This is a genomic window from Rhizobium sp. NPDC092011, assembly GCF_044756305.1.
In the GTDB taxonomy this organism is placed as follows: Bacteria; Pseudomonadota; Alphaproteobacteria; order Rhizobiales; family Rhizobiaceae; genus Rhizobium.
Genome location: NZ_JBIVSO010000004.1, coordinates 349,398 through 375,966, shown reverse-complemented (window position 1 = coordinate 375,966; position 26,569 = coordinate 349,398). Strand labels below are relative to the sequence as shown.

Here is a 26,569-nt window from a genome sequence, read left to right as displayed (position 1 = left end):
GACATGAGGGCGGGTCATGATTAATTGACGGGACGTGCGTCGCAGGGAAGTGCTGATGGCAGTTGAAGCGCAAGCCAAGCCGAATATCCAGGGGAACGAGCAGGTCGGATACGATTTCAGCCTTTTCTTTCGGCTGAAAATGATGTTCTCGGCCTTCTGGAATTCGCCGGTTCGCATCAAGATTATTTCGCTGACGGCAGCGCTCCTGGTGATCATCCTGCTCACCGCCTACGTCCAGGTGCTGCTGAACAGCTGGAATGCGCCTTTTTACGATTCACTGGCACGGCGCGATATCTCAGCCTTCTTCCATCAACTCGGCGTTTTCGGCATCATCGCCGGCTCGCTGCTGGTGCTCAACGTCATCCAGGCGTGGCTGAACCAGATGACGGCGCTCTACATGCGCGAGGGGCTGGCGAGAGATCTGGTGAACCAGTGGCTGCAGGCCAAGCGGGCGCTTCGCCTCGCGTCCTCCGGCCTGATCGGCGTCAATCCCGACCAGCGTTTGCACGAGGATGCCCGCAACCTCGCCGAAAGCACCACCGGCCTTGCCATCGGTCTCGTCCAGGCGACGATCCTGCTCTTGAGCTTCATCGGCGTGCTCTGGGAGCTGTCGAGCGGCATGGTCTTCCATTTCAAGGGAGCGAACTTCTCCATCCCGGGCTACATGGTCTGGGCGGCAATCCTCTACGCCGGTTCCGCATCCTTTCTCAGCCAGTTCGTCGGCCGTCGTCTGGTGCGATTGAATGCCGATCGCTATTCGAAGGAAGCCGAGCTGCGTTTCGCGCTCATGCATGCCAACGAGCATATGCCGGCGATCACCATTGCCGGCGGTGAGGAGAATGAGCGCAAGCGGATCAACCTCGATATATCGGCCGTGCTTGGCGTCATCCGTCAGCTTGCCATCGCCAACACCAACCTCACCTGGGTTTCCGCCGGCTATGGCTGGCTGGTGCTGATCATCCCGATCCTGGTGGCGGCGCCCGCCTATTTCTCCGGCGGGTTGACTTTCGGCCAGCTCATGGTGGCGGTCGGCGCCTTCAATCAGGTCAATTCGGCCCTGCGCTGGTACGTCGCCAATTTCGGGCCGATCGCGGAATGGCGCGCAACGCTGATGCGCGTCACCGATTTCCGGCAGGCACTGACGGAGATGGATGACAAGCCGCCGATGCCGCACACCCTTACCTTCGACAAGGCTGCTCCGGGCACGATGGTCTGGACCGATCTGGAGGTGTCGACGAAGACCAATGACGAGGCCACGGAAAATGGTTTCCGGATCGCCGAGGGCACCGTCACCATCAATGCCGGCGAGCACATCATGATCAACGGCGACCATGGCGTGAACCGCAGGCTGTTGTTCGAGGTGTTGGCACATCAATGGTACAGCGGCGCCGGAACGGTCAGCCTTCCGCCGATGGAAGACATGATGTTCGTGCCGCACATACCCTATGTTCCCACGGGCACCCTTCGGGAGGCGATCTGCTTCCCGGACGACAGGGACGCCTATGACGATGCCGCCGTCGATGCCGTCTTGGACAAGGTGGGACTCGGCCGCCTGAAGAGCCGCCTCGATACCCAAGCCCGCTGGGATCGGTTGCTCGATACCGAGGAGCAGAAGGCCGTCGGTTTTGCGCATCTGCTGTTGGCGAAACCGAAATGGATCATCCTCGACGATGCCTTTGAAGGGCTGGAGGCTGAAGTTCAGGCAAAGGCCTGCGCCATGCTGGCGGACCTCACCGATGCGACGATGATCTATATCGGCCGCTCTGATGCTTACATGCAGGCGATGTCGCCACGCGTTCTGCACATGCAGGCTTTGGCCCCGCACGAGCACAGCACCGAAACAGATGCGCCTTCGGAACCCGCCAAAGCCGAAGAAAAGAGCGGTAAAAAAGCCAGCACGCGCTAGGGCGTCGTGCTTCCTTTCGGAAGCACAAAGACGCTCTATCTTATTGAATCTACGCATCAGGCTTTCCGAAAATCAATTCCGATTTCGGGCCGATGCTGTAGTGTGATCCTGCCTGCCGGCGCGGCCACAGCGATGCGATTTCAATCCAGCTGAAACGCGAAACGCCCCGTCGCGAGGACGAGGCGCTTCTGATGCAAGCTAAAAGCCTGAAGATCAGTCCTTGGCGCGCTCGACGTAGGAATTGTCTTCCGTGGCGATGACGACGCGGGTGCCGGCGTTGATATGCGGCGGCACGAGAGTGCGGATGCCGTTCGACAGCATGGCAGGCTTGTAGGAGGAGGATGCCGTCTGGCCCTTGACGACCGGCTCGGTCTCCGTGATCTCAAGAGTGACGTGGCGCGGCAGTTCGAGCGCCAGCGGAATGCCTTCGTGGATCGACAGGATGCAGGTCATGCCTTCCTGCAGGTAGGCCTTCTGGTCGCCCATGGTGTCGACATCGACGACGACCTGGTCGTAGGTGGCCGGGTTCATGAAGTGGAAGCCCTCGCCGTCTTCATAGAGGTACTGGAAGTTCACGTCTTCGACGAAGGCGCGCTCGACCTGTTCGGTGGTGCGCCAGCGCTCGGAAACCTTCACGCCGTCGACGATGCGGCGCATGTCGACCTGGGTGACCGGAGTGCCCTTGCCCGGATGAAAGTTCTGAGCGGTGAGAACGACGTAGAGCTTGCCGTCGACGTCGAGAACGTTGCCCTTGCGGACCGAAGAGGCGATGACCTTGACCATAAGACTTCCTTGTAACGCTGCGCTTTGCGTCGTAGAGGGACTGTCTAAATGCTCTCCGAGACGCAGCAATTGTTTGCTTGGGGGCGCAACTACCCTAAATCAATGGAAATTGCCACCCCCAACGCGGCTTGCGCCCCGAAGAAAGCTAGGAATGAAGCCAACGACGAGCAAAGCGTCCCCCTGGTGGACCCGCAATGTCCATGCGGACCGGCGGCCGTTCCTGATCGGCCGCAATGCGATCCAGGCGGCGATGCGCGTGTTCTTTGCAAGCAACGATTTTATCGAGGTCGATACGGCGACGCTGCAGGTGTCGCCGGGCAACGAGACGCATCTTCATGCCTTCGAGACCGAGGGGCTGACGACGGACGGCAAGGCATCGCCTCTCTACCTTCATACTTCGCCCGAATTTGCCTGCAAGAAACTGCTTGCGGCCGGCGAGGAGCGCATTGCCTGCTTTGCCCACGTCTATCGCAATCGCGAGCGCGGGCCGCTGCACCATCCCGAATTCACCATGCTGGAGTGGTATCGGGCGGGCGAGAGCTATGAGATGCTGATGGCCGATTGCTCAGCGCTCTTGGCGCTGGCAGCCGAGACGGTCGGCGCGAAGAAACTCACCTATCGCGGCGCCGAGATCGATCCGTTCCTGCAGCCGGAGCGGATCAGCGTCGCAGCCGCGTTTGAGCGCTATGCCGGCATCGACCTGTTTGCCTCCATCGGCCTCGATGGATCGACCGATCGCGAGCGATTGGCGGCCGATATGCGCCAGGCAGGCATTCGTTTTGCCGACGACGACCTCTGGCAGGATCTCTTCAGCCGTGTGCTGGTCGAGAAGATCGAACCCAATCTCGGCTTCGGCCGCGCCACCATTCTCGACGAATATCCCGTTTCGGAGGCGGCGCTTGCCCGCCCGTCGGCAAGGGATCATCGCGTCGCCGAACGTTTCGAGCTTTATGCCTGCGGTGTCGAGCTTGCCAATGCTTTTGGCGAGCTCACCAATGCCGAGGAACAGCGCCGCCGGTTCGAGATCGAAATGGCGGAAAAGCAGCGCGTCTACGGCGAGACCTATCCGCTGGATGAGGATTTCTTGCAGGCGCTGGCCCTAATGCCCGATGCAAGCGGCATCGCGCTCGGCTTCGACCGGCTCGTCATGCTGGCAACCGGTGCTTCGCGCATCGAGCAGGTGCTCTGGGCGCCCGTCGCGGAGTATGGCGCATGAATTCGATGCGTCCGATCCGCAATATCGGTGAGCTCGAGCGTGCCGGGTTGATCGATGCCGAGCAGGCGATGGCGCTCGAAGCGGTGGCGGAGCGCTATGCCGTCGCGCTGACGCCATCAGTCACGCGCTTGATCGACCCTGCGGATCCCGCCGATCCCATCGCCCGCCAATTCGTACCCGATGCGGCCGAGTTGCTGGTTACATCAGAGGAACGCGCCGATCCGATCGGCGATCACGCGCACAGCCCGGTCGAAGGCATCGTGCATCGCTATCCGGACCGCGTGCTGCTGAAGGCCGTGCATGTCTGCCCGGTCTATTGCCGGTTCTGCTTCCGCCGCGAAATGGTCGGGCCGCAGGGGCTCGGCATGCTTGACGGCGATGCGCTCGATGGTGCTTTCGCCTATATCCGCGATCACAGGGAGATCTGGGAGGTCATCCTGACCGGTGGCGATCCGCTGGTTCTTTCGCCGAGGCGGCTGGAAGAGATTCTCAGGCAGCTTGCCGATATCGATCATGTGAAGATCGTTCGCTTCCATACGCGCATTCCCGTTGTCGATCCTTCCAAGGTCGATGCGGCATTGATCGCGGCGCTGAAGGCAAGCGGGAAGACCGTTTATGTCGCCCTCCATGCCAACCATCCGCGCGAGCTGACGGAGGAGGCCCGGGCTGCCTGCGCACGGCTGGTCGATGCGGGGATCGTGCTGGTCAGCCAGTCCGTGCTGCTCAAGGGTGTCAACGACGACCCCGATGTATTGGCGGCGCTGATGAAGGCTTTCGTCGAAACGCGGGTAAAGCCCTATTATCTGCATCACCCCGATCTTGCCCCCGGCACCAGCCATTTCCGTCTTGGCATCGCGGAGGGGCAGGCGATCGTGGGGGCGTTGCGCGGCCGGATCTCCGGTCTTTGCCAGCCGACTTATATCCTCGATATCCCAGGTGGCTACGGCAAGGCTGACATTGGGGGGAGTTCGGTTCGCCCAGTTGGCGAAGGTTGCTATTCTGTTTCGGATTATCGCGGCGGCGAGCACCGCTATCCGCCCGAGGGCCACGGCATAGTTCCGTAAATCGGATTCGATTTTGAGGAATTATGCAGCGGATTTAAAGTGCTACAGCGACCTTTGCGCGTCGCATGCGGCGCGGCGCTGTAGAACAGGCCCTTCCATTCTATACTTTTACTGACGCTATGATTGTTATGAGATTTGTCGAATAAAACGTGGCGGCGAGTTGGCGCGTTAACCTTCTTGCGCGTACCGTCTTTTCACAAAATCACCGACACATAATATTGGGATTATTGAATATGTGCGTGCGGACGGCAGTTTGCATGGTTTATGTTTAGTAAATTTTTATCAAACAAATGATGAATATAGAATTGTTCTGCAAAGTATAAGTTGGTTGTATTTACCACGTCGATTAGCGGAATGTTCTATTTTGTCTGTTACTTCTTGGCGAAAATAAGACTGCGTAACCACGGTTATGCTTGCAATTGCCAGAAGGGACTAGACTATGAACAAGACGATTCGCGATTTGCTGGCCAAGTTCGGTGCGCTTCCCGTTGCTATCGATCAGATCGAAGACGATGCCGATCTCTATGCGACAGGATTGTCCTCATTCGCTTCCGTTCAGTTGATGCTCGGTATCGAAGAGGCATTCGACATCGAGTTTCCCGATAACCTGCTGAACCGCAAGTCCTTTGCCAGCATCGCCGCGATCGAAAGAACCGTCGGCATGATCCTGGACGGCAGAAAGGTCGCGTGATGAGTGTGGCGGTCGCTTTACTCGAGGTTGGGACGGGCGAGGGAGCGGCGGTGCGCGCCGCCCGCGTCGCAGCGATCGCCAGCCAGCACGCCGATGCCGTCGATCTCGAGGGCCGGTTCCCGCGTGAAGCCGTCGACGCGATGCGCGCCGAGAAGCTGCTTTCGATCCAGATCCCTGTCGCGCTTGGCGGCGAGGGTACGTCGATCACCGAAATCGCTGAGCTGTGCTCCATTCTCGGTCAGGCCTGCGCGGCAAGCGCCATGGTTTTCGCCATGCACCACATCAAGCTTTCGAGCCTGGTCGAGCATGGCGCCGACAGCGACTGGCATCGCGAATTCATGCGCCGCATCGCTGGGGAACAGCTGCTGCTGGCCTCGGCCACGACCGAAGGCGGGATCGGTGGCAACCTGCGCAACAGTATTTGCGCCATCAAGGTCGAAGGCGATACTTGCTATCTCGAGAAGGATGCGACCGTCATTTCCTATGGCGCGCATGCCGATGCTATCCTGATCACCTCGCGCAGCCATGCTGACGCTGCGTCTTCCGACCAGGTGCTGACCTGCTTCCTTAGAGATCAGTACGAGATCAAGCGCACAGTCGAGTGGAACACGCTCGGCATGCGCGGCACCTGCTCCGACGGCTTCCTCTTCAAGGGTGAGGCTCCGGCCACGCAGATCCTGCCGAAGCCGTTTGCCGAGATTGCCGCGCAATCGATGCTGGCAAGCTCGCATCTGCTCTGGAGCGGCGTCTGGTACGGCATAGCCGCCGATGCGGTTTCCCGCGCGCAGGCGTTCGTGCGGGCCGCCGCCCGCAAGTCTCCCGGTGCGCCACCGCCCGGCGCGCTGCGTCTCGCCGAAGCCTCCAGCATGCTGCAGATGGTGAAGTCCAATGTGGTTGCCGGGCTGAAGGCCTATGAAGAGGCGAAGCTCGATGCGGATCGGCTGTCGTCGATGGCCTTTGCCGTGGCGATGAACAACGTCAAGATCGCATCATCCGAGATGATCCTGCCGATCATCAACCACGCGATGCTGATCTGCGGCATCATGGGCTACAAGAACGGTACGCCCTACAGCCTCGGCCGCCACCTGCGCGACGCGCATTCGGCGCAATTGATGATCTCGAACGACCGCATCCTCGGCAATACGTCGACGATGCTGCTCGTCCACAAACAAGACACCAGCCTGTTGGGGTAACCGCCATGGATATGCAATCCTCGTTTCTCGACCGTCTTTTCGATTCTGGTCTTTTGATCGATACCGGCGTTGACGGCCTCTACGGCCGCAGCGGTCAGTTCGAAGACGTCATTTCGGCTTTCGAACGCCTGATCGACAAGTTCGGCGGTGCCGATGGCGCCGAGGCCATCCGCTTTCCGCCCGGCATGAACCGCGCTTTCTTCGAAACCAGCGGTTATATGAAGAGCTTCCCGCAGCTTGCCGGCACGGTGCACAGCTTCTGCGGCAACGAACTCGATCATATGAGCCTGTTGAAGTGCATGGAAGTCGGCGACGACTGGACGAAAGACCAGCAGGCGACCGATATCGTGCTGACACCGGCGGCCTGCTATCCGCTCTATCCGACGGTCGCCAAGCGCGGCGCCATTTCGGAAGACGGCGCGCTCTACGACCTTCAGTCCTATTGCTTCCGCCACGAGCCTTCCAAGGACCCTGCCCGTCAGCAACTCTTCCGCATGCGCGAATATGTCTGCATGGGCAGCGAAAAGCACGTGACGGATTTCCGCCAGAGCTGGATGGATCGCGGTGTCGAGATGATGAAAGCCGTCGGCCTCGACGTGACCATCGACGTCGCCAACGACCCGTTCTTCGGCCGCGCCGGCAAGATGCTCGCCAACAACCAGCGCGACCAGAACCTCAAGTTCGAGCTGCTGATCCCGATTACCTCCGTCGCCAAGCCGACCGCCTGCATGAGCTTCAACTATCACCAGGATGCCTTCGGCACGAAGTGGGGCCTGAACTTTGCTGACGGCAGTGTCGTGCACACGGCTTGCGTTGGCTTCGGGCTGGAGCGCATTGCATTGGCGCTCTTCCACTCCCACGGTCTCGACGTCAAGGAATGGCCCGAGAGCGTGCGCAAGACGCTGTGGGGCTGATCGCTTCCATGGTTTCAGTGTTTCAGGGACTGAATCCCGCCGCCTATAGGCCACATGCGTTGCACGACAGCGAGCGCATGTGGCCCGAGACGAATTGCTATATCGATCTGTGGATCGAAGTGCTTTCGAGCCTGAAGCTGCCGCCTGAAGCCATGCTCGGCTTCACGGTGACGCAGGACTTCGAGGGCGACCAATTCACTTTCTTCAAGGTGCCGCTGGAAGATCTGGAGGCTCTTTACGGTGTGCGCTGCACCGAGCTTGCGATCTACGACAAGGTCGAGAACCATGTCGCCGCGCAGATCGGCCGCGGCCGGCTCTGCCTGGTGGAGATGGATTCCTTCTTCATGCCGGATACTCAAGGGATCGGCTATCGCCGCGAACACGGCAAGACGACGGTGGCGATCAATCGGCTCGACATGGAAGGCCGAACGCTTGATTACTTCCACAATGGTGGGTTCTTTCAGCTGTCGGGCGAGGATTTCGACGGTCTGTTCCAGCTGCATCTGACGGATGAGGACCTGCCCTTCCTGCCTTACACGGAATTTGCCAAGTTTCCTGAGAAAGTGCCGGGCGAAGCCGCGATCCGTCAGGTCGCACGGCAGATCCTGTCGTTCCATTTCCGCCGTCGCCCGAACGCCAATCCTATCCGAGCCTTTGCTGAGGTTTTCCCGGCGCAGGTAGAGGCGGTCGCCGAAAGGCCCTTCGGCTTCTTCCATAAATATGCGTTCAACACGCTGCGTCAGCTCGGCGCCAATTTCGAGCTTGCCGGCAGTCACTTCGATTGGCTTTCGGCCGATTTGTCCGATGCGGCCGGCGAGGCGCGCAAAATTTCCGAAATCGCGAAATCGGTGCAGTTCCAGCTTGCCCGCGCCATCACGCGCAAGAAATTCGAGCCGCTGCGGACAGCCCTTGATCCTGCCGCAGATGCATGGGATGCCATGATGAGCGAACTCGAACGGAAGCTGTAAGCGGCTTCCGTTCGATCGCGATGCGGATGGGTCATTTCTGAAAATATTGGGGCGGGGGTAATCCCTCGGAAGATGTCATGGGCGGGCGCTTGGCGGATCTCGGCGGCGGAATGCGGCTGAGCGAAGGTTGGAATCTGGTGTTGACGGATGCAGGCGCCTGCAACTCGCCGTCCGATGTACCAATGATGTCCGGGCTCATTCCCGCGCCGGTGCCGGGCACGGTGGCGGAGGCACTGGAAAAGGCCGGACGTTTCGATCGAACGAAGCCTCTACCCCTTAACGACCGAGATGCCTGGTACATCTGCCGTCTGGTGGATGCCGAGGCGGGCGAGGCGGTTTTGCGGCTGGAAGGGCTGGCGACGCTTTGCGACGTCTTCCTCAACGGCCAGAAGATCCTTGTGTCCGAAAGCATGTTCGAGGCCCATGACGTCGACGTCACTTTGCTTGGTGGCGATGAGCTGGCACTATGCTTCCGCGCGCTGGAGCCAAGGCTTTCCGAGCCAGGTCCGCGCGCCCGCTGGCGGCCGCAGATGATGACGCCGCAAGGCTTGCGGATGGTGCGCACGACGCTGCTCGGCCATATGCCCGGCTGGTGCTCGGAGGTTCAGGCCGTTGGTCCTTGGCGGCCGATTTGGCTTCTACGACCAAGCGCGCCCGTCATCCGCGATCTTTCCCTGCGGCCGGATCTGCTCGAGAACGGCGAAGGCAGGCTCTATGCTTCGCTTTCGATTGAAGGCGATGTCGAACATCTGGTGCTGCGGTGCGGAGAAGCCGAACAGGCTTTCGAGAAAGACGGGGCAGACCGTTATACCGCGATCCTCAGAATTCCGGATGTAAAGCCCTGGTGGCCGCATACGCATGGCGCGCCACAGCTCTTCGATGTCACACTCATCGTCGATGGCGTCCAGCATGCGCTTGGGCAGACCGGTTTTCGCCGGCTATCGGTCGATCGCGGTGCCGACGGGCAGGATTTCGCTGTGATCGTCAATGGCGAGCGGATTTTCTGCCGAGGTGCGGTGTGGACGACAGCCGATATTGCGCGGTTGCCCGGTGGTCGCGAAGATTACGAACCCTGGCTAAGGCTTACGGTCGAGGCAGGCATGAACATGATCCGCATCGGCGGCACGATGGCCTATGAGACGGCGGAATTCTTCCGCCTCTGCGACGAACTTGGTCTGCTCGTCTGGCAGGATTTCATGTTCGCCAATTTCGACTATCCAAAGAACGACAAGGCCTTCAACATTCATGTCGAGACCGAGGTTTCACAGTTTCTGAACCGCTCGCGCCTCTCGCCCTCGCTGGCGGTTCTTTGCGGCGGCAGCGAAATCCACCAGCAGGCGGCGATGATGGGGCTGCCCGAACAGTTCTGGAAAAGTCCTGTTGTCGAGGAGATCATCCCACCGCTGGTTCAGTCGCTGCGGCCGGATGTGCCTTATGTCGCCAATTCGCCCTCCGGCGGCGCGATGCCGTTTTCTTCGGATGTTGGCGTTACACATTATTACGGCGTCGGCGCCTACATGCGGCCGCTCGCCGATGCGCGTCGCGCTGATGTGCGCTTCGCGGCGGAGAGCCTGGCTTTCGCGCATGTGCCGCAATCAAGGACGCTCGGGCGCCATCTGCCCGTTCCCGCCGTTCATAGCCCGCTATGGAAAGAGCGTGTGCCGCGAGATCGCGGCGCATCCTGGGATTTCGAGGACGTGCGCGATCACTATCTTCAGGAGCTTTACGGCTTTGAGCCCAACCGCCTGCGGCGGGAAGACCCTGATCTCTATCTCAACCTTTCCCGAGCCGTGACCGGCGAAGTCGCCGAGGAGACCTATGCCGAGTGGCGGCGGCACGGTTCCGGCTGCAACGGAGCACTCGTCTGGACGCTGCAGGACCTGCTTCCCGGCGCCGGCTGGGGCGTGATCGACTCGACCGGGGAGCCAAAGCCGGTTTGGTATGCGCTTCGCCGTGCCTTCCGGCCCGTGCAGGTGCTATTGATGGACGAGGGCACGAATGGTCTCGACGTGCATATCATCAACGAAAGCGATGCGGCGCTCGACCTGACCGTCGAGGTTTCTTGCCTGCGCGACGGCCGTCAGGTTGTCGTCGGCGGTGGTCGCGATCTGGTCCTCGAAGCGCGCAGCAAGCAAAAGATAGCGTGCACGGATCTTTTCGGCGCTTTCTTCGATGCGACCTATGCCTTCCGCTTCGGGCCGCCGTCGCATGATGTGGCCGTGGCGCGTCTGACCGCGCCGGCGACCGGCGCGACGATCGCCCATGCTTTTTACTTCCCGCTTGGCCGCACGAAGGCGTTTCATGATGCCGAGATCACGGCATTGGCCGTTCAGGAGGGCGAGGATTGGTTCCTCGATCTAAGCACGGATCGGCTGGCGCAATCGGTTCAGATCGATCTGGAAGCCTACCGGGCCGAGGATGACTGGTTCCACCTTGCGCCCGGCAGCCGGCGGCTCCGGCTGCACCGGCGCGAGGGTGTTCCGGCCGATGCCATTCCGATGGGCCAGGTCCGCACGATCGGCGGCCGGCGGGTCATCGAGATCTGATCGATCCGCTGCCGGTTGCGGTTACAAGGCCGTACCGTCCGGTCCGAACAGATGGCAGCGTTCCGGATCAATGCGGATGTTGACCATCTCTCCGGCGCGGATGGCCTGCTGATCCTCCAGCGCGACCGTCAGCGTCTGGCCGCCGTGCAAGGTGGCATAGAGAATGGTCTGACCACCCAGATGCTCCACAAGATCGACGCGCGCGCTGCCGAGAGCGACACCGCGATCGCCGACATTGAGATGCTCGGGACGTGCGCCGAGGGTCACGGCTTCTCCCGGCTGGATGCCACCCAGCCGACGCGGCAGGCGAACGGTCTGGCCGGCGAGATCGATGACGGCGGATCCGTCGTCGGAGCCGACGATCTTCGCCTCGAGGAAATTCATTTTCGGCGAACCGATGAAGCCGGCAACGAACTTGTTCTTCGGCTTGTTGTAGAGGTCAAGGGGAGCGCCGACCTGCTCGATCTTGCCGCCGTTGAGCACGACAATCTTGTCGGCCATGGTCATGGCTTCCGTCTGATCGTGCGTAACATAGATCATCGTATTGCCGAGCCGCTGGTGCAGGCGGGCGATCTCGACGCGCATCTGCACGCGCAGTTCGGCATCGAGGTTCGACAGCGGCTCGTCGAAGAGGAAGATGTTGGGCTCGCGCACGATGGCGCGGCCGATCGCGACGCGCTGGCGCTGGCCACCGGAGAGCTGCTTCGGCTTGCGCTGCAGCAACTGGGTGATTTGCAGCACCTCGGCCGCCTTTTCGACACGCGGCTGGATCTCGTGCTTCTTCATGCCGGCGGTTTCAAGACCGAAGGCGAGGTTCTTGTAGACACTCATATGCGGATAGAGCGCATAGGACTGGAAGACCATGGCGATGCCGCGCTTGGAGGCGGGGACATCGTTCATGCGGCTACCGTCGAGATAGAGCCCACCGCCCGAAATCGGCTCAAGACCGGCGATCATGCGCAGGAGCGTGGACTTGCCGCAGCCCGATGGGCCGACGAAAACGGTGAACTCTCCCGGCTCGATTTCCAGGTCGATGCCGTGAACCACCTGAAGCTCGCCATAGCGCTTGATAACTTTCTGCAGCGATACGCTCGTCGCCATGGGCGCTTCCTCCTTGTTGGTTCTGATGGCTCGCGGCGCAACGTTCATGCCGGCCTCCAGCTTTTGTATTTTGCGCTTTCCGGCCCGACAGGGAAGCGGACTTCGGTGCGCGTTTCAGACGATTCATAAAGTGCCGTGACCAGTTCCAGGGCCTGACGGGCATCTGCTGTGGTTACCGGCAGCGGGCCGCCCGATACCAGGGCCTCGTGGAAGAGCTTCATCTGCGTGTTGAAGCGGATCGGGATCGGTGACCAGTCGGCGAGCAACGCATCGATCTTGGCTGCGATCTCGTCATTGGCCGGAACGATCTTCCAGGGATCCTGGCCGGGGCTATAGGGCTCGTGATTGCTTTCGATCAGGACGTTTTCGAAGGCAAGGCGCAGACGGCTGATCTGTTCCTGCGAGCCGAGCGTGGCGCTGATGGTGGCGAGCGCGCCGTTTTCCATCAGCAGGCTGGCGCTGGCACAATCCTCGACTTCGATATCGTTGACGCGGGTGGCGACGCGGCCGAAGAGGCCCGCGATCGGCCCCATCAAATAGGTCAGCATGTCGTGCAGGTGGATGGAATGCGTCATCAGCACGCCGCCGAGTTCCGTTTCCCACTTGCCGCGCCAGGGGACGGCATAATAGTCGGCGCCGCGCACCCAATGCGTCTCGGAGGTCGCGACATAGGGCTTGCCGGCGATGCCTGCATCGATGATGCGCTTGGCCTTCTGGATGCCGTCGCCGTAGCGATACTGGAAGATCGGCATCAGCCGCCCCTTGGAGGTCTTCTCGGCTGCGATGACGGCATCGACATCGGCGAGCGATCCCACCAGCGGCTTCTCGCAGACCACATGCTTTCCGGCTGATAGCGCCTGCATGATCAGCTGGAAATGCGAGCCGGGCGGGGTGCAGATGTCGATAATGTCGATATCGGGCATGTTGAGGACTTCGGAGAAATCCTTGACGCGTTTCTCTATGCCGAATTCGTCGCCGACGGCATTCAGGCGTTCCTCGTTGAGATCGCAGAGGACGGCAACTTCGTAGCGATCTGAATGCGGCAGATAGCCTTCGGTAATGTGGGAGCGGCCGATACCGAGGCCGATGATCGCGACTTTCTTGATGTCGGACATAACGCAATTACCTCTGAATGTTCTTGAGCGACGTCGCTTCGGCGAGCGCCTGCGCCTTCAGCGCCAGTTCCATCGCCTTGAAGCAATGTTCCTGGCCCATCGCCGTTTCGGTGCGGTCCCTTATGTCGGCGGCAAGCTGGCGGCCATAGGGCAAGTCGAAGCCGGTGCAGTCGATATGCTGCATGCCTTTACGATCGGTGAGGAAGAGGTGATCGGTGCCGGGCCGACCGGCAACGTCGATATATTTGCGCAGCTCGATCGTCCCCTCGGTGCCGACGATGAAGAGGCGGCCGTCGCCCCAGGTGGAAAGACCATCCGGCGTGAACCAGTCGACGCGGACATAGCCTGTGACATCGGGCGTGCGCAGGTGGAAATCGCCATAGTCCTGCAGGCCGGGGGTGTCAGGATTAGCCCGGTTGGAAACCGTAGCCGACAGCACCTCGGCTTCGAGCGAATCGGCGAAGAACAGAAACTGTTCGCATTGATGCGAGGCGATGTCGGTGATGATGCCGCCATAGCGCTTGCGGTCGAAGAACCAGTCCGGCCGGGTCGGCTTGCGCAGCCGGTGTGGCCCAAGGCCCGTCGTGTGGATGACCTTGCCGATGGCGCCTGATTTCACCAGCTCGCCGGCCTTGACGGTCGACGCCGTCTCGAAATGCTCGGAATAGAGAATGGAGACGATGCACCTGGTCTCGGCCTGCACCTTTCGGACGTCTGCGAGCTGATCCAGCGTCACCATGCCGGGCTTGTCGAGCATCACGTCCTTGCCGTGGCGCATGGCCTCGATGGCAAGGCCTGACCTTTCGCTGGAGATCGCGGCGCTGACGATCAGCGCGATGGAGTTGTCCTCCAGGATTTCGCGCTTGTCGGCGACACGTTTCGCCTGCGGGAAGCGACCGGCGAAGACGGCGGCAAGGTCGTCTTCCTCGGCGTGGAAGGCGACCAGCTCCGCGCCGGCTCGCAGCATGACGTTGACCTGGCCGTAGATATGATCGTGATTGAGGCCGATGGCGGCAAAGCGCAGCGCGCTCATGCGACATTTCCTTTCAATGGGTTTCTCAATATGCGGTCCCAAGCCTTGGGAGTTCGGGACCGCGCGGTTCGTATCAGCGTTTGAGACCTGCCGTGGCGATACCGTCGATCAGCAGCCTCTGGAAGAAGAGGAAGATCAGGAAGACCGGGATCAGCGACAGGCTCGACATGGCGAACAGGCTGCTCCAGTCGGAGCTTCCGGTGGAGTCCACGAAGGACCGCAAGCCGAGCTGCACCGTGTAGGTATTGATGTCGGAGAGGTAGATCAGCGGCCCGAAGAAATCGTCCCAGGTCCAGATGAACGAGAAGATGGCGGCCGTCGCCAGAACGGGCAGAGACAGGGGCAGCATGATGCGCCAGTAGATGCGCCATGCGCTGCAGCCGTCCATCATGGCAGCCTCGTCCAGCTCGCGCGGGATGCCGCGGAAGAACTGCACCATGAGGAAGATGAAGAAGGCGTCGACCGCAAGGAATTTCGGCACGACCAGCGGCAGCATGGTCTTCACCCAGCCGAGTTTCAGGAAGAGGATATATTGCGGGATCAGCGTGACGTGATAGGGCAGCATCAGCGTGCCGAGCATCAGCGCGAACCAGAAATTCTTGCCCCAGAAACTCAGCCGGGCGAAGGCATAGGCCGCCAGTGAGCAGGAAATGACGTTGCCGATGACCGAAAGCACGGCGATGACGGCCGAATTCCAGACGAAGGTTCCGAAAGTAACCTGACCGCCGAACCAGCCACGGGCATAGGCGCTGAAGTCGAATTGGGTTGGGATCAGCGATGCCGTGCCGAAAATCTCGTTCTGGTCCTTGATCGAACCGGAGAGCATCCACAGCAGCGGATAGAGCATCACGATCGATGCGGCGATAAGGGCGATGTGGATGAGGGCGGAGAGGAACCACGGGCGCTCGCGCGGCGGCTTCATGTCCTCGGCAAAATGGGTGAGCTTCGCGTCAGTCATCGTAATGAACCCAATAACGAGCGGAGAGGAAGGAGAAGGTGGTGAAGATGGCGATGATGATCACCAGGACCCAGGCGAGCGCGGCGGCATAACCCATGCGGAAATAACCGAAGGCTTCCTGGTAGAGGTAGAGCGTGTAGAACAGCGTCGAATCGATTGGTCCGCCGGTGCCGGAGGAAATCACATAGGCCGGTGTGAAGGCTTTGAAGGCATCGATCGTCTGGACCACGGCGTTGAAGAAGATCACCGGCGTCAAAAGCGGCAGGGTGATCTTGAAGAAGATCCGCACTTTCGAGGCGCCGTCGAGGCTCGCGGCCTCATAGAGATCAGTCGGGATCTGGCGCAGGCCGGCCAGGAAGATGATCATCGGCGAGCCGAACTGCCAGATGGCAAGGATCACAAGCGTGTAGAGCGAATAGTCCGGATTGGAGATCCAGCTCGGGCCGTTGATGCCGAAAACATACCAGAGCAGCGTGTTGACGATGCCGTCGGCGTCGAAGATCTGCCGCCAGAGCACGGCGATCGCGACGCTGGAGCCGAGCAGCGACGGCAGGTAAAAGATGGCGCGATAGACCGGCAGGCCCTTGATGCCGCGGTTCAGCAGCAGCGCGACGAGCAGCGCAAAGGCCAGCTTCAGTGGCACGGAACAGACGACATAGAACAGCGTCACCTTCAGCGACGACAGGAATTTGTCGTCTGCGGTGGCGATGCGGACATAGTTGTCCAGTCCCACAAGGTTTGGTGACTGCAGCAGATTGTAATCGGTGAAAGAAAGGTAGAGCGAGGCAATTGCCGGCCCCAGCGTCAAGCCGAAGAAGCCGATGAACCACGGCAGGAGAAAGAGGTATCCAGGCGCGTTGCGCGCGAAAGCGCCCGGCGCCTTGTAGGCGGTTTCCACGCGCAACGGCGCGCGCGCACCGACGGCCAAGCCGCCGGCAACGCTCTTGCTGTTTGTACCCACGGTATCAGCCTCGCGTAATGTTTGCTGCTGCCTGTTCGGTGAACTTGGCGCCAGCGTCCTGCGCGCTGGTTTTGCCGAAAGCCACTTCCTCGGCGATCTTCTTCAGCAGGAATGAATTCTCGCCCGCGCCGTTCGGCGGAGACGGCGGTAGCGCTCCGACATGCGGCGTTAGCCGGCCAATATAATCGACGACCTGCTTGCTGACGGGATCCAGATCCGGCGTCAGAAGATCGCGGATCTTTGGCGACGGCGGAACGCCGCGCTCGAGGCCAAGTGTCTTGGTGCCCTCCGGATCCTCCACCAGATAATTGACGAAGGCGACGGCGGCATCCTTGTTCGGCGAGGTAGCCGAAACAGACATCAGCATCGACGGCTTCAGATATTGGCCAGGTTTGCTGTCCGGGCCTGCGACCGGATAGGAGACGATCTCGAGCTTTTCCTTGACCAGGCCCTGAATGGCCACGAACTGATTGGAATGAGCGTAGCTGATCGCCGCCTTCTTGGTCACGAGCATGTCGGTTTCGAGGGTCAGCTGATCGAGTGCCTGGACGTCTGCCGGCACGCAGGCGCCGCTTTTGCGCATATGGCCCCATAAATCGAACCAGTCGGCTGCGTCCTTAGCTTCGAAGGCAAGCTTGCCGTCTGCCGTATAGAGCGCCTTGCCGCGCTGGCGCAGCCAGCATTCGAAAGCCGGTTCGTTGCCGCTCGCATCGCCAGTGCCATAGAATCCGCGCCGCTTCTTGGCTGACGTCACCTTGGTGCAGGCATCGCCGATCTGCTCCCATGTCATGGCGTCATGCGGCGGCTCGACGCCGGCTTCGGCCCATGCGGCCGAGTTGACGACGACCATGAAGGAATTCACGCCGAGGCTGACGCCATAGATCTTGTTGTCGACCTTGCCGGAATCGATGTTGGCGGCGCCGAAATCTTCTATTCTGAGGCTCTTGCCAAGATAGGGCGTCATGTCGAGCAACGCGCCGCGGCGGGCATATTCGAAGATGTAGCGATAATCCATCTGGATGAGATCAGGCGCGTTGCCGCCACCCGTCTGCGTCGCAAGGCGCGTCCAGTAGCTGTCCCAGCCGAAGGATTCGCCGGCGATGGTGATGTCTGGGTTTTTGGCCTGATAGGCCTTCACCGCTGCAAAAGTCCGGTCGGCACGCTCCTTTGAACCCCACCAAAGAAGGCGCATCGCTGTTGCCGCATTGGCGCGGGAAAGTCCCAAACTACTGAAGGCAAGCGTCGCTGCCATACTGGCAAGCAACTGCCGGCGGTCGATCGTCAACGTCATCCTGGTCTCCTCCCCAGCGAACCGATGATTTACGAACTGCTTTGCATGATATAACTATTTGGTTACAAGTTGGATAGAAACGCGACCGCTGTCAAGCGTCAATCGCATCACAATCGAAACGGGCATGCCGGCGCCGGCTGCGTCAATCGCAAAAGGCATCGGCCCGAAAGGAGATCGTCCATGGCGGGCAGGGCGAGACAACAGGCTGAAAATAAAGCGAAAGTGAGCGCCGGCAAGGTTGCGGAGAAGCGGCTCTCGCGCAATCCGCAGCGCACCCAGGCTGCAATCCTGGAGGCGGCGACGGAAGAATTTGCGGCCCATGGTTTCGGTGGCGCTCGAGTAGATGCGATCGCGGCACGGGCGCAGACCAACAAGCGGATGCTCTATCATTATTTCGGAGATAAAGAGGGCCTCTATCTCGCCGTGCTGGAAGCGACTTATGCGACGATCCGCAATGCTGAAAAACAGCTCGATCTCGCGCGCCGCCACCCCGAGGAGGGAATGCGGGAACTTGCCCTGTTCACCTGGCGGCATTTTCTTGCGCATCCAGAGTTTCTAAGCCTGCTTGCGACGGAAAATCTGCATCATGCGCGCTATCTGCAGCGGTCGGAAAAGGTTTCGATCATGCATTCGCATCTGATCGACGAGCTTGCCGATGTGCTGCGCCGTGGGGAGGCGCTCGGTATTTTCCGGCCGGCCGTCGACCCGATTTCCGTCTATCTTACCATTGCCGCACTCGGCTTCTTCTATCTGTCGAACCGTCACACGCTATCGACGATTTTCGCGCGCAAGCTGACATCGCAGGAGGCGCTGAATGCCTGGGGCGAGCATATTGTCGCGGTCACGCTTGCTTCGATCCAGCTCCCCAAGGCCGCAGATGCGGGGCGTTCCGGAAAATTTTCAAAAGACGATTGACAAGGCCGGAGGTAACGCGCGATCTTGTAACCATATGGTTACATTGCTTAGGCGGCAGGGCATTTGCTTTTCTTGATTCTGGAGGGAATCAGGCGAGGAGGAGACATCGTGAAATCTGTTGGCTGCCATGCGACGTGGCTGGTGATTTTAAGAGCCGCTTCTGCGACGAACGAATGGCCGCACACCCGCCTCTCCACTTTGAAAAGAGGGTGGGGTAACGGGCCATGTATATTGCCCCCTATGCAAGCAGACTTGCCTGACAATCACGGGAGCCGCCTAGCATCATGACCGATTCATTGAAAATCAGGCTTGTCGAGGCCGAGACGTTCGAACGCCCGGTCAAGCTGCGGCTGCCCTTCCGCTTCGGGGCGGCGACCTTGCGCGAGGCGCGGCAGATTTTTCTGCGCGTGCGCATCGAAGACGCGCGGGGACGCTCTGCCGAAGGGATGGCCGCCGAGCTGATGGTGCCGAAATGGTTCGACAAATCGCCGGAGCTTTCCAATGCAGACAACGAAAACCAGCTCCGCCGTTCGTTGGCATTGGCGCTCGATGCGCTGAGGAATGCAGGTCCGGGAACGGCTTTCGGACTGCATGCGGCTGTCGAAGCCTCGCATCATGCGCGGGCCGCGGGAGAAAAGCTGAACGGGCTGGTGGCCTCTTTCGGCCTGGCACTCGCCAATAGGGCCATTCTTGATGCGCTCTGCCGGCTGGAAGCGCTGAACATTGCGCAGGCGATCAAGGCCAATCGCCCAGGCATCGATGCTTCGACAGCCCGCGATCTCGCGGGCTTCGACCTTTCAGGTTTTCTCTCGACATTGGAGCCGGCGGCTAGCCTTGCCGCGCGCCATACCGTCGGCTTGGTCGATGCCATCGTGGCTGGCGACATTGCGACAAACGAGCGGTTGAATGACGGTTTGCCAGAGAGTTTCGAGGAGGCCATCGATGCCTATGGCCTGACCTTCTTCAAGGTCAAGGTTTCCGGCGTTGCCGATGCCGATATCGACCGCCTCTGCCGCGTTGCTGCCGTTATCGACGCCAAGGTGCCCGCTTATTCGGTGACGCTTGACGGTAACGAGCAGTTTTCATCCGCCGAAGCGGTCGCCGATCTGCTCGCCCGCGTGAAGGAGGAGCCGAGGCTGGCGCGGTTTGCCGCCTCCATCCTGTTTGTTGAGCAGCCGATCGCCCGCGCCCATGCCTTCGAGAAGCCGGTGAAGGCGCTTGCCGGTTTCAAGCCGGTGGAGATCGACGAATCCGATGCCGACATCGATGCTTTCGTCACGGCGAGGGTGCTTGGCTACACTGGCATTTCCTCGAAATCGTGCAAAGGGTTCTATCGCTCGCTATTGAACCGGGCACGCGTTGCCAAATGGAGTGCGGAAGATGGTGTTCCCTATTTCATGTCGGCGGAGGATCTGACGACGCAAGGTGGCCTTGCCGTGCAGCAGGATCTCGCGCTCGCCTCGCTGATCGGCATGACCCATATCGAGCGCAACGGCCATCACTATGTCGACGGCATGGCCGGCGCGCCGGAGGCCGAGCAAGCGGCTTTTGCTGAGGCACACTCCGATCTCTACCGCGTCAGCAATGGCCGCACGCGGTTGCGGATCGAGGCGGGACAGCTTGCCATTGGCTCCGTTATCGCCGCTGTCGGCCTTGGTTCTGCGGTTGCGCCGGATTGGGCGGCGATGGAAAGGTCGCCGGCATAGGATTTTGGTCAAGGTCATGAGGGCCTTCAGTCCTCTCAGGCATGGCCCCATCGAGACAAATCTAGGCCGCTGAGGCCTCGTCATCGTTGTTTGCAGATTCTGGAGGAGCAGATGCAGTCATCGAAGAAACGCTACGTTCTGGTCGGCACGGGCAATCGTGGCGCGACCATGTGGGGCAAGGAGCTGATCGAGGGCTGGAGCGACGATGTCGAGCTTGTTGCGGTCTGCGATCTCAATGCCATGCGCGCGAAGCGGGCGCTGGAATATATTGGCGTGTCCGTGCCGGTTTATACCGACTTCGACGCGCTGCTGCAGGCGGAAAAGCCGGATCTCGTCATCGTCTGCACCCGCGATTCCACCCATGACGATCTGATCGTCAAGGCGATGGAGGCGGGCGCCAATGTCATCAGCGAGAAGCCGATGACGACGACGGTCGACAAGATCAAGCGCATCCTCGATGCCGAAGCCCGCACCGGCAAGCGGCTGGATATCTCCTTCAATTACCGCTTTGCGCCGACCCCGGCGAAGATCAAGGAGCTGATCAATTCGGGTGTCATTGGCGATGTCACGTCGGTGGATTTCCATTGGTATCTCGACACCAGCCATGGTGCCGACTACTTCCGCCGCTGGCATGCGTTTACGGAAAATTCCGGCAGCCTCTTCGTTCACAAGGCGACACACCATTTCGATCTTCTGAACTGGTATCTGGATTCCGATCCGGAAACGGTCGCCGCCTTTGCCGATCTCAAGCATTACGGCCGCAAAGGTCCATTTCGCGGCGAGCGCTGTCGTGGCTGTCGGTACAAGGATGAGTGCAACTACTATCTCGATATCAGCGCAACGCCGCTGCTCGAGAGCCTCTATGAGGATCCTTCGGCCGTCGATGGCTATGTGCGCGACGCCTGCGTCTTCCGTGAGGATATCGATATCCCCGATACGATGGTCGCCTCGATCCGTTATCGCAACGGCGTCAACGTCTCTTATTCCCTCAATACCTACATGCCGATCGAAGGGCATCACATCGCCTTCAACGGGCATAAGGGCCGCATCGAGCTGCGCCAATACGAGAAGCAGAAATGGACGACGCCGCCTGCCGACGAAATCGTCGTGATGAAGAATTTCGGCGATGTCGAGCGCATCTGGGTGCCGCATTCGTCCGGTGGGCATTATGGCGGCGACGACCGGCTGCGCAACATGCTGCTGCGCTCGGGACCGAACGACGAGCTCAAGCAGCGCGCTGGTTCGCGGGCGGGGGCGATGTCCGTCCTATGCGGTATCGCTGCTCTGCAGAGCAGCCGCACGGGCCAGCAGGTATCGGTCGCCGATATCTGGGGCGAAGATGGCGGTCTCAATCTGCTGGAGCCGCGGCCCTGAGGCGACGACTGATCGGTTTTCGGGGTGCTTTATCCGAAACAGATGCCGAGATCAGTTGCAGCTTGGCAGCTGCTGCGCGTAGATTCTCGTCATGCCGTTGAAGCGCTTGGCGCCGGCCAGAGCGGTCGAATTGCCGCGCCACGATCCTTGCAGATAGCCCTTCGCGCCCGAATAATAGGCGAGGTACAGGCTGTAGGAATCGTTCAGCGGAATGCCGGTCTGCAGGTGCGTCTGGTAGTGATACCAGCCGACGAAGTCGATGGCGTCGGAGAAGTCGGTGCGGCTTGCGCCCCAGTTGCCCGTTTCGCGCTTGTACTTGTCCCAGGTGCCGTCGAGCGCCTGCGAATAGCCATAGGCCGTCGTCGGGCGTTTCCAGGGAATGAAGCCGAGCAGATAGCGTCTCGGTGGGCGGGCGCGCGGCCGGAAGCCGGATTCGGTGTAGATCGTGGCCATCAGAATCGGCACCGGTACGCCGTATTTGCGTTCCGTTCGCTCTGCGGCCCGCTGCCAGTTGTTGAACCAGCCGTCGCGCTGATCGAAGATCGCGCAGATGTTGCGGGTATGATGGGGTGCGGTCGCACAGCCCGCCAGCGCGCCGAGCAGCATTACGGCCAGAATGGAAATGACGCGGGTACGCATTACTAAAACCTCTTTACTCAAGAGATTGCTAGCGCGGAATGATTAAAAACGAGTTGTTCGCCTGTGCCGAAATGGGGCGATTTCAGGGAGTTTTCGTGGAACTGCTGCGGCGCATCATGCCATGCGCGCCATGTCCTCGCGGCGGATCTCGTAGAGCAACGGCTTGCCTTCGATGAAGCGAACGACTTCGTCGACAGCCATCTCGCCGAGGCGAATGCGTTCCAGCCCGACGGCGCCGGCGATATGCGGGGTTAGAAAGACATTCGGCAGGTCGTAGAAGGCCGATGCCGCCTCCGGAATTTCAGGGTCGGTGACGTCGATGATCGCGTCGATGCGGCCGGTCTTGAGTACGGCGATCAAAGCCGCTTCATCGACCAAGGCGCCGCGCGCCGTGTTGATGAAGGTCGCTCCTTCCTTCATCAGCGACAGGCGACCTGCGTCGATCATGTGATGCGTGGCGGGCAGGGAAGGAGCGTGCAGCGAAACGATGTCGGCGGATGCCATCAAGGTATCCAGCTCGGTTTTCTCGACGCCCATCTGGGCTGCTTCCGCGCTGCCGACCATGGGATCGTAAAGCAGGATGCGATAGTCGAAGGGCGATAGAAGCTCGATTACACGCCGGCCGATCCGCGAAGCGCCGATGATGCCCACAGTGCGGTCATAGTTGCCGATGGCTTCGGCCTGCATCGGCACGGTTCTCTTCCGGTCGCGGTCGGCAACGTAGAAATCGCGGAACTGGAAGACCTTCTTGCCGGCGAAGATGATGGCGGCAAGCGTGAATTCGGCAACGGGCAGAGCGTTGGCCTGGGCTGCGTGGCTGACCACTATGCCGCGATCAAACAGGCTATCACCAAGCAGACCCTTCACCGTGCCGGCGGAATGAGCGACCAGCTTCAGACGCGGCGCCTGTGCGAGCGCCGCAGCATCGATGGTTCGCGAGCCCCAGCCCGTGACAAGGATCTCGGTTTCGGCAAGCAGCTTTGCCGCGCGTGCGCCGTTGAAATTTTGCATCGGCGCGACATCCAGCACACGGCCGACGGTATCGAGGCGCTGCAGGAGCGCCTCCGGGAGGACGTGCTGTGTGCGCGACGGCTGCATGGCAAGGGCGATGGCCGGGCGGCCGGAGGCAAATTGCGTCATGGCAGGCGACCGGGCGCCTCGATGGCGCTGACCGTGATGCCCTTGTCCCGGACAAGGGCGCGCAGAGCGTCGATATCGGGTCTCGCTGGCGGTCTGGTCCAGGCGTGATCGACGGCCGAAATGTCCTTCTCTGCAAGCACGGCCGAGACGAGAGTGGTCTCGCCAGCGGGAATGGTGCCGCGCAGCTGTGGCACCAGCGTCTTCGATGCGATGAGATTGGTGTTCGGCGGTGCTTTCTGCGCAATGCCTTCGCGCCTGATCGTCGAGCCGAGATCGAGAATGCCGCTGAAATCTTCTTCGCCGACGACATAAGCGGCATCCGTGGCAGAGACCAGCGTATCCTTCTCCAGGTCGCGCCTTGCGATGGCAAACCCGCCTTCTGCCGTCTGCAGCGGCCGCGGCGTGCTGATCTTGTGCAGGCGAATATGCCACGGTGCGGCAGGGACGAGCCATGTCTCCACGGTCACATCCGGATAGGGTGACCACTTGGCATAGAGCGTATCGCCGGCGAGCTTGGCCTCTTCATTGGTTTCGCGCACGCGGTAATGCAGGCCGTCGTCGCTGAAGGCGAGCATGCTGTCGAAGGCGCCGCCGGCGAAGATGCGCTCGTCGCTTTCGACACTGAAGCCGTAGCGGGCGGAATAGGCGAATTTCGAATATTTCTCGGCGCCGAAGCGCATCTGCTGGTTTTCCTGGCCGGAAGAGAGCGCGACGACATCGGCTTTGCTGCGCATCAGCACCATGCCGGGATGCTTCTGTGGGATGATAGCCGGCTCATTTTCCAGCGGCTTTTCTTCCGCCGTCCAGAATGGATGCGTTTCGGGGATCGCCAAGGGCAGGAAAGCCTTGAAAGCCCAGTAGGGCGAGCCGGCGGAATTGTAGTTTTCCGACATCAGCAGATTGGGATAGGCAAAGCCGATCGGCAGGGTGCCATCGCGATGGGCAATCGGCTTGTCGACCCACCAGCGCAAGTGTCGGAGGCACAGCCCCTTGACCTCACCCCACGGCAGCGCCTCGACATCGGCAAAGGCAAGCGCCGACCAGAAGCCGGCGCAGGCGAAGCGGTAGGTCAGACTGCGGCCAAAGGGGATGGTAGCGCCATCCGGCGCAAACCAATGGCGGAAGTCCCTTGCGAACAACATTGCACGCTCGCGGTATCGCTCCGAGCGATCGTCGTTGACGAGCTTGGAGTAGATCAGCCCGTAAAAATGCATGGCGAAGGGAATGTAGTGATCAATACGCCGGACATCGCCATCGCGATACCAGCCGTCGGCGATGTAGAAACCGTCGAGTTCGTTCAGGTATCTTTCCGTCAGGCTGCGGTCGAAAGAGGCGCCGAGCCGGTCGAGCGCGATATCCACGAAGATGCGGAAGAATTTCCAGTTGTTATCGGCATAATCGAAGGTGCGTGCATGCTTGAGGTAGGTGATGAGATTGTCACGCGCGCGCTGATCGAGCGGCTCCCAGATCTTTTCCGGCACGAGGGCAAGCGCGAAGCCGAGGGCTGCGAGTTCGACCATGCGCTGGTCACGGCCGTTCACCGTGCCCCAATATTCCGGATGTTTGGGGTCGACGCCATTGGCAAGACCTTCGGCGTAGCGGGCCCAATGGCGGAAGTCGCCGCCGCCGGCGCCGAGTGGTGCAAGGCCCCAGAGCGGGCGGGCGAAGCCTTCGAGATCGGCGGCCGCCCGATCGAAATGTGCCCCGGCGCCATCGATGCGGACGCGGGCATTGCCTTCGGAAAAATAGGGCAGCAGCGGATCGAACAGGTCGGTCAGCGCACGGCGCATGTCGGCGCGGTTGGCAAGCGGGTTACCGGCGAGCGGATTGGAGCTGGCGGGGTCGTAGATCATCGGTTCGGCTTTCTCGATCGTTTCCGCGGCGGGATTGGGCTTCAGGTTTCGGGTGGCAGCGTGCCGCCGGCGATGGGGGGGACGCCGTGACAGATTTGGCGGGCCGGCGCATCGCGATCGCGGAAACGTGCGATCATCAGGCCGATGGCTTCGCGGCCGAGCGCCGCGCGGTCGACGCGCATGGTTGCCAGCCGGGGATTGGTCATCAAGGCGCAGGGAAGATCGTCGAAGCCGACGATGGCGAAGTCTTCCGGCACGCGCAGGCCGGCTTCGATCACGGCATCGAGCACGCCGACGGCGATGAAATCGTTCATGCAGAAGGCGGCGGTATAAGCTTCGTCTGCGGCTAAGATCGCTGCTGTCGCGTCATGGGCCTCATGACTGGAGCTGCCGCGGAAATTCATTTCGACAAGCCGGCCTTCGGCGCCTTCGACGGAAGCGACCGCAGCTTCGAAGCCACGGATGCGCTCGCGGATCGTCTGGCGATGCGAACCTGTGAGATGCAGAATGCGGCGATGACCGGCATCGAGCAGGCGTCGGGTTGCATTATAGGCACCGAAGAAATTCGAAGGTGAGACGCCGTCGAAACGCAGCTTTGGGTCGGTGCCGTTGACGAGCACGGTCGGCGTACCGCTTGCTTCAAGCCACCGGCATAGCTCCTCCGAGGGGTCGATGCCGACGAGGAACAGGCCCTCGGCGCCCGCGGTTTGCAGATATTCCTGCACCAGGTCCGGCTCCGTTCTCGTTTCGCGGATGAGTCGGATGTCGAAACGCATGCCGCGTTCCGCAGCACCGGCGCGCAGACCTTCGAGAATGCCTTCGTAGAAAACGCTCAAGCCCCCGGTGACGCTGTCGCTGGCGATCAGCGCCAGGCCGCCGGTTGCTGTCTCCGCCGCGGTTTTCAGCGGATAGCCGAGATCGCTTGCGACCTTGAAGATGTGCTGGCGGATCGTTTCGCTGATGCCTGGCTCATTGGTCAGGACGCGCGACACCGTCGAGACGGAGACGCCAGCGGCAGCGGCAATATCGGCCTGCCTGATACGTTTGGAGCGAATGTCGTTCATATTGCAAACGGTATGCAAAATTATGCAAATTTGCAATAGAAAGTTTTTTTATTGCACATTGCAATGAAGTTGCATATCGTCGCGCCACCTTAGTCCGCTTGAGGCGTCGGGGAGATCGCTGCGGACGACAACGCAAGA

22 protein-coding genes are annotated in these 26,569 nt (G+C 60.7%); 11 read left to right on the top strand and 11 right to left on the bottom strand.

All coding sequences use genetic code 11. The features are described from left to right. Positions 1–55: 55 nt before the first annotated feature. Complete coding sequence (locus tag ACIQJ2_RS20070) at positions 56–1,906, top strand: ABC transporter ATP-binding protein/permease (protein ID WP_199146448.1); 1,851 nt, start codon at positions 56–58, stop codon at positions 1,904–1,906. A 213-nt stretch (positions 1,907–2,119) separates the two neighbouring features. On the opposite strand, the gene efp is transcribed toward ACIQJ2_RS20070, so the two are convergent. Next, positions 2,120–2,689: an elongation factor P gene (efp, locus tag ACIQJ2_RS20065; RefSeq protein ID WP_199088411.1), complete on the bottom strand. Its 570-nt coding sequence runs from the start codon at positions 2,687–2,689 to the stop codon at positions 2,120–2,122. A 151-nt stretch (positions 2,690–2,840) separates the two neighbouring features. Between efp and epmA the strand changes: the two genes are divergently transcribed. The 7 genes from epmA to ACIQJ2_RS20030 all read left to right on the top strand — a co-directional run bounded on the left by epmA (position 2,841) and on the right by ACIQJ2_RS20030 (position 11,281). Then, positions 2,841–3,905: an EF-P lysine aminoacylase EpmA gene (gene epmA, locus ACIQJ2_RS20060; RefSeq protein WP_400670852.1), complete on the top strand. Its 1,065-nt coding sequence runs from the start codon at positions 2,841–2,843 to the stop codon at positions 3,903–3,905. Then, a complete protein-coding gene (locus ACIQJ2_RS20055; protein ID WP_400670849.1) occupies positions 3,902–4,969 on the top strand; it encodes a lysine-2,3-aminomutase-like protein in 1,068 nt (355 codons plus the stop codon). The genes epmA and ACIQJ2_RS20055 overlap by 4 nt, the downstream gene beginning before the upstream one ends. 439 nt (positions 4,970–5,408) lie before the next feature. Further along, positions 5,409–5,660, top strand: coding sequence for an acyl carrier protein (locus tag ACIQJ2_RS20050; RefSeq protein ID WP_069611561.1), 252 nt, complete (start codon positions 5,409–5,411; stop codon positions 5,658–5,660). Then, positions 5,660–6,853, top strand: a complete 1,194-nt coding sequence (locus ACIQJ2_RS20045; RefSeq protein ID WP_400670845.1) for an acyl-CoA dehydrogenase family protein — start codon at positions 5,660–5,662, stop codon at positions 6,851–6,853. Before ACIQJ2_RS20050 ends, ACIQJ2_RS20045 begins: the two co-directional genes overlap by 1 nt. A 5-nt stretch (positions 6,854–6,858) precedes the next feature. Further along, entirely contained in the window at positions 6,859–7,767 is a 909-nt protein-coding gene (locus ACIQJ2_RS20040) for an amino acid--[acyl-carrier-protein] ligase (protein WP_400670842.1), read from the top strand. An 8-nt stretch (positions 7,768–7,775) separates the two neighbouring features. Further along, positions 7,776–8,735 carry a DUF1839 family protein gene (locus tag ACIQJ2_RS20035; RefSeq protein ID WP_400670840.1) on the top strand — a complete coding sequence of 320 codons (960 nt, stop codon included), beginning with the start codon at positions 7,776–7,778 and terminating at the stop codon, positions 8,733–8,735. 77 nt (positions 8,736–8,812) lie between these two features. Continuing rightward, on the top strand, positions 8,813–11,281 hold the full coding sequence (locus tag ACIQJ2_RS20030; RefSeq protein WP_400670838.1) for a glycoside hydrolase family 2 protein: 2,469 nt from the start codon (positions 8,813–8,815) through the stop codon (positions 11,279–11,281). A gap of 21 nt (positions 11,282–11,302) precedes the next feature. On the opposite strand, the gene ACIQJ2_RS20025 is transcribed toward ACIQJ2_RS20030, so the two are convergent. The 6 genes from ACIQJ2_RS20025 to ACIQJ2_RS20000 all read right to left on the bottom strand — a co-directional run bounded on the left by ACIQJ2_RS20025 (position 11,303) and on the right by ACIQJ2_RS20000 (position 17,740). Beyond that, positions 11,303–12,382 (bottom strand): ABC transporter ATP-binding protein, encoded by a 1,080-nt coding sequence (locus ACIQJ2_RS20025; RefSeq protein ID WP_400671260.1) that lies wholly within the window; start codon positions 12,380–12,382, stop codon positions 11,303–11,305. Positions 12,383–12,426: 44 nt separating this feature from the next. Beyond that, a complete protein-coding gene (locus ACIQJ2_RS20020; RefSeq protein ID WP_199146460.1) occupies positions 12,427–13,497 on the bottom strand; it encodes a Gfo/Idh/MocA family protein in 1,071 nt (356 codons plus the stop codon). 7 nt (positions 13,498–13,504) lie between these two features. Next, on the bottom strand, positions 13,505–14,530 hold the full coding sequence (locus ACIQJ2_RS20015; protein ID WP_400670835.1) for a Gfo/Idh/MocA family protein: 1,026 nt from the start codon (positions 14,528–14,530) through the stop codon (positions 13,505–13,507). A 73-nt stretch (positions 14,531–14,603) separates the two neighbouring features. Next, entirely contained in the window at positions 14,604–15,488 is an 885-nt protein-coding gene (locus ACIQJ2_RS20010; RefSeq protein WP_400746572.1) for a carbohydrate ABC transporter permease, read from the bottom strand. Then, entirely contained in the window at positions 15,481–16,416 is a 936-nt protein-coding gene (locus ACIQJ2_RS20005; RefSeq protein ID WP_400671257.1) for a carbohydrate ABC transporter permease, read from the bottom strand. Before ACIQJ2_RS20005 ends, ACIQJ2_RS20010 begins: the two co-directional genes overlap by 8 nt. A gap of 37 nt (positions 16,417–16,453) precedes the next feature. Further along, positions 16,454–17,740, bottom strand: coding sequence for an ABC transporter substrate-binding protein (locus ACIQJ2_RS20000; RefSeq protein ID WP_400670828.1), 1,287 nt, complete (start codon positions 17,738–17,740; stop codon positions 16,454–16,456). 180 nt (positions 17,741–17,920) lie between these two features. On the opposite strand from ACIQJ2_RS20000, the gene ACIQJ2_RS19995 reads away from it, so the two are divergent. The 3 genes from ACIQJ2_RS19995 (at position 17,921) to ACIQJ2_RS19985 (ending at position 21,735) form a co-directional block, all read left to right on the top strand. Then, positions 17,921–18,655 carry a TetR/AcrR family transcriptional regulator gene (locus ACIQJ2_RS19995; protein ID WP_400670826.1) on the top strand — a complete coding sequence of 245 codons (735 nt, stop codon included), beginning with the start codon at positions 17,921–17,923 and terminating at the stop codon, positions 18,653–18,655. Positions 18,656–18,939: 284 nt separating this feature from the next. After that, entirely contained in the window at positions 18,940–20,361 is a 1,422-nt protein-coding gene (locus ACIQJ2_RS19990; RefSeq protein WP_400670824.1) for a mandelate racemase, read from the top strand. A 111-nt stretch (positions 20,362–20,472) separates the two neighbouring features. Next, positions 20,473–21,735: a Gfo/Idh/MocA family protein gene (locus tag ACIQJ2_RS19985; RefSeq protein WP_400670821.1), complete on the top strand. Its 1,263-nt coding sequence runs from the start codon at positions 20,473–20,475 to the stop codon at positions 21,733–21,735. Between the two features lie 51 nt (positions 21,736–21,786). Here ACIQJ2_RS19985 and ACIQJ2_RS19980 read toward each other — a convergent pair whose 3' ends face one another. From ACIQJ2_RS19980 to ACIQJ2_RS19965, 4 genes are all read right to left on the bottom strand, one after another. After that, the gene (locus tag ACIQJ2_RS19980) at positions 21,787–22,374 is read right to left on the bottom strand and encodes a transglycosylase SLT domain-containing protein (protein WP_400670818.1); all 588 of its coding nucleotides are present in this window, start codon (positions 22,372–22,374) and stop codon (positions 21,787–21,789) included. A gap of 114 nt (positions 22,375–22,488) precedes the next feature. Then, positions 22,489–23,514, bottom strand: coding sequence for a hydroxyacid dehydrogenase (locus ACIQJ2_RS19975; RefSeq protein ID WP_400670815.1), 1,026 nt, complete (start codon positions 23,512–23,514; stop codon positions 22,489–22,491). Then, the gene (locus tag ACIQJ2_RS19970; protein ID WP_400670812.1) at positions 23,511–25,367 is read right to left on the bottom strand and encodes a DUF2264 domain-containing protein; all 1,857 of its coding nucleotides are present in this window, start codon (positions 25,365–25,367) and stop codon (positions 23,511–23,513) included. The genes ACIQJ2_RS19975 and ACIQJ2_RS19970 overlap by 4 nt, the downstream gene beginning before the upstream one ends. A 41-nt stretch (positions 25,368–25,408) precedes the next feature. Beyond that, a complete protein-coding gene (locus ACIQJ2_RS19965) occupies positions 25,409–26,431 on the bottom strand; it encodes a LacI family DNA-binding transcriptional regulator (protein WP_400670810.1) in 1,023 nt (340 codons plus the stop codon). Positions 26,432–26,569: the final 138 nt, after the last annotated feature.

Bases quoted from the DNA above. Each gene is read 5' to 3' on its own strand.
- ACIQJ2_RS19995 (WP_400670826.1), top strand. From the start codon at position 17,921: ATGGCGGGCAGGGCGAGACAACAGGCTGAAAATAAAGCGAAAGTGAGC.
- ACIQJ2_RS20045 (WP_400670845.1), top strand. From the start codon at position 5,660: ATGAGTGTGGCGGTCGCTTTACTCGAGGTTGGGACGGGCGAGGGAGCG.
- ACIQJ2_RS19980 (WP_400670818.1), bottom strand. From the start codon at position 22,374: ATGCGTACCCGCGTCATTTCCATTCTGGCCGTAATGCTGCTCGGCGCG.
- ACIQJ2_RS20015 (WP_400670835.1), bottom strand. From the start codon at position 14,530: ATGAGCGCGCTGCGCTTTGCCGCCATCGGCCTCAATCACGATCATATC.
- ACIQJ2_RS20030 (WP_400670838.1), top strand. From the start codon at position 8,813: ATGGGCGGGCGCTTGGCGGATCTCGGCGGCGGAATGCGGCTGAGCGAA.
- ACIQJ2_RS20020 (WP_199146460.1), bottom strand. From the start codon at position 13,497: ATGTCCGACATCAAGAAAGTCGCGATCATCGGCCTCGGTATCGGCCGC.
- ACIQJ2_RS20035 (WP_400670840.1), top strand. From the start codon at position 7,776: ATGGTTTCAGTGTTTCAGGGACTGAATCCCGCCGCCTATAGGCCACAT.
- ACIQJ2_RS19965 (WP_400670810.1), bottom strand. From the start codon at position 26,431: ATGAACGACATTCGCTCCAAACGTATCAGGCAGGCCGATATTGCCGCT.
- ACIQJ2_RS20055 (WP_400670849.1), top strand. From the start codon at position 3,902: ATGAATTCGATGCGTCCGATCCGCAATATCGGTGAGCTCGAGCGTGCC.
- ACIQJ2_RS20000 (WP_400670828.1), bottom strand. From the start codon at position 17,740: ATGACGTTGACGATCGACCGCCGGCAGTTGCTTGCCAGTATGGCAGCG.
- ACIQJ2_RS19990 (WP_400670824.1), top strand. From the start codon at position 18,940: ATGACCGATTCATTGAAAATCAGGCTTGTCGAGGCCGAGACGTTCGAA.
- epmA (WP_400670852.1), top strand. From the start codon at position 2,841: ATGAAGCCAACGACGAGCAAAGCGTCCCCCTGGTGGACCCGCAATGTC.
- ACIQJ2_RS19985 (WP_400670821.1), top strand. From the start codon at position 20,473: ATGCAGTCATCGAAGAAACGCTACGTTCTGGTCGGCACGGGCAATCGT.
- ACIQJ2_RS20025 (WP_400671260.1), bottom strand. From the start codon at position 12,382: ATGGCGACGAGCGTATCGCTGCAGAAAGTTATCAAGCGCTATGGCGAG.
- ACIQJ2_RS20070 (WP_199146448.1), top strand. From the start codon at position 56: ATGGCAGTTGAAGCGCAAGCCAAGCCGAATATCCAGGGGAACGAGCAG.
- ACIQJ2_RS20010 (WP_400746572.1), bottom strand. From the start codon at position 15,488: ATGACTGACGCGAAGCTCACCCATTTTGCCGAGGACATGAAGCCGCCG.
- ACIQJ2_RS20040 (WP_400670842.1), top strand. From the start codon at position 6,859: ATGGATATGCAATCCTCGTTTCTCGACCGTCTTTTCGATTCTGGTCTT.
- ACIQJ2_RS20050 (WP_069611561.1), top strand. From the start codon at position 5,409: ATGAACAAGACGATTCGCGATTTGCTGGCCAAGTTCGGTGCGCTTCCC.
- ACIQJ2_RS19975 (WP_400670815.1), bottom strand. From the start codon at position 23,514: ATGACGCAATTTGCCTCCGGCCGCCCGGCCATCGCCCTTGCCATGCAG.
- ACIQJ2_RS19970 (WP_400670812.1), bottom strand. From the start codon at position 25,367: ATGATCTACGACCCCGCCAGCTCCAATCCGCTCGCCGGTAACCCGCTT.
- efp (WP_199088411.1), bottom strand. From the start codon at position 2,689: ATGGTCAAGGTCATCGCCTCTTCGGTCCGCAAGGGCAACGTTCTCGAC.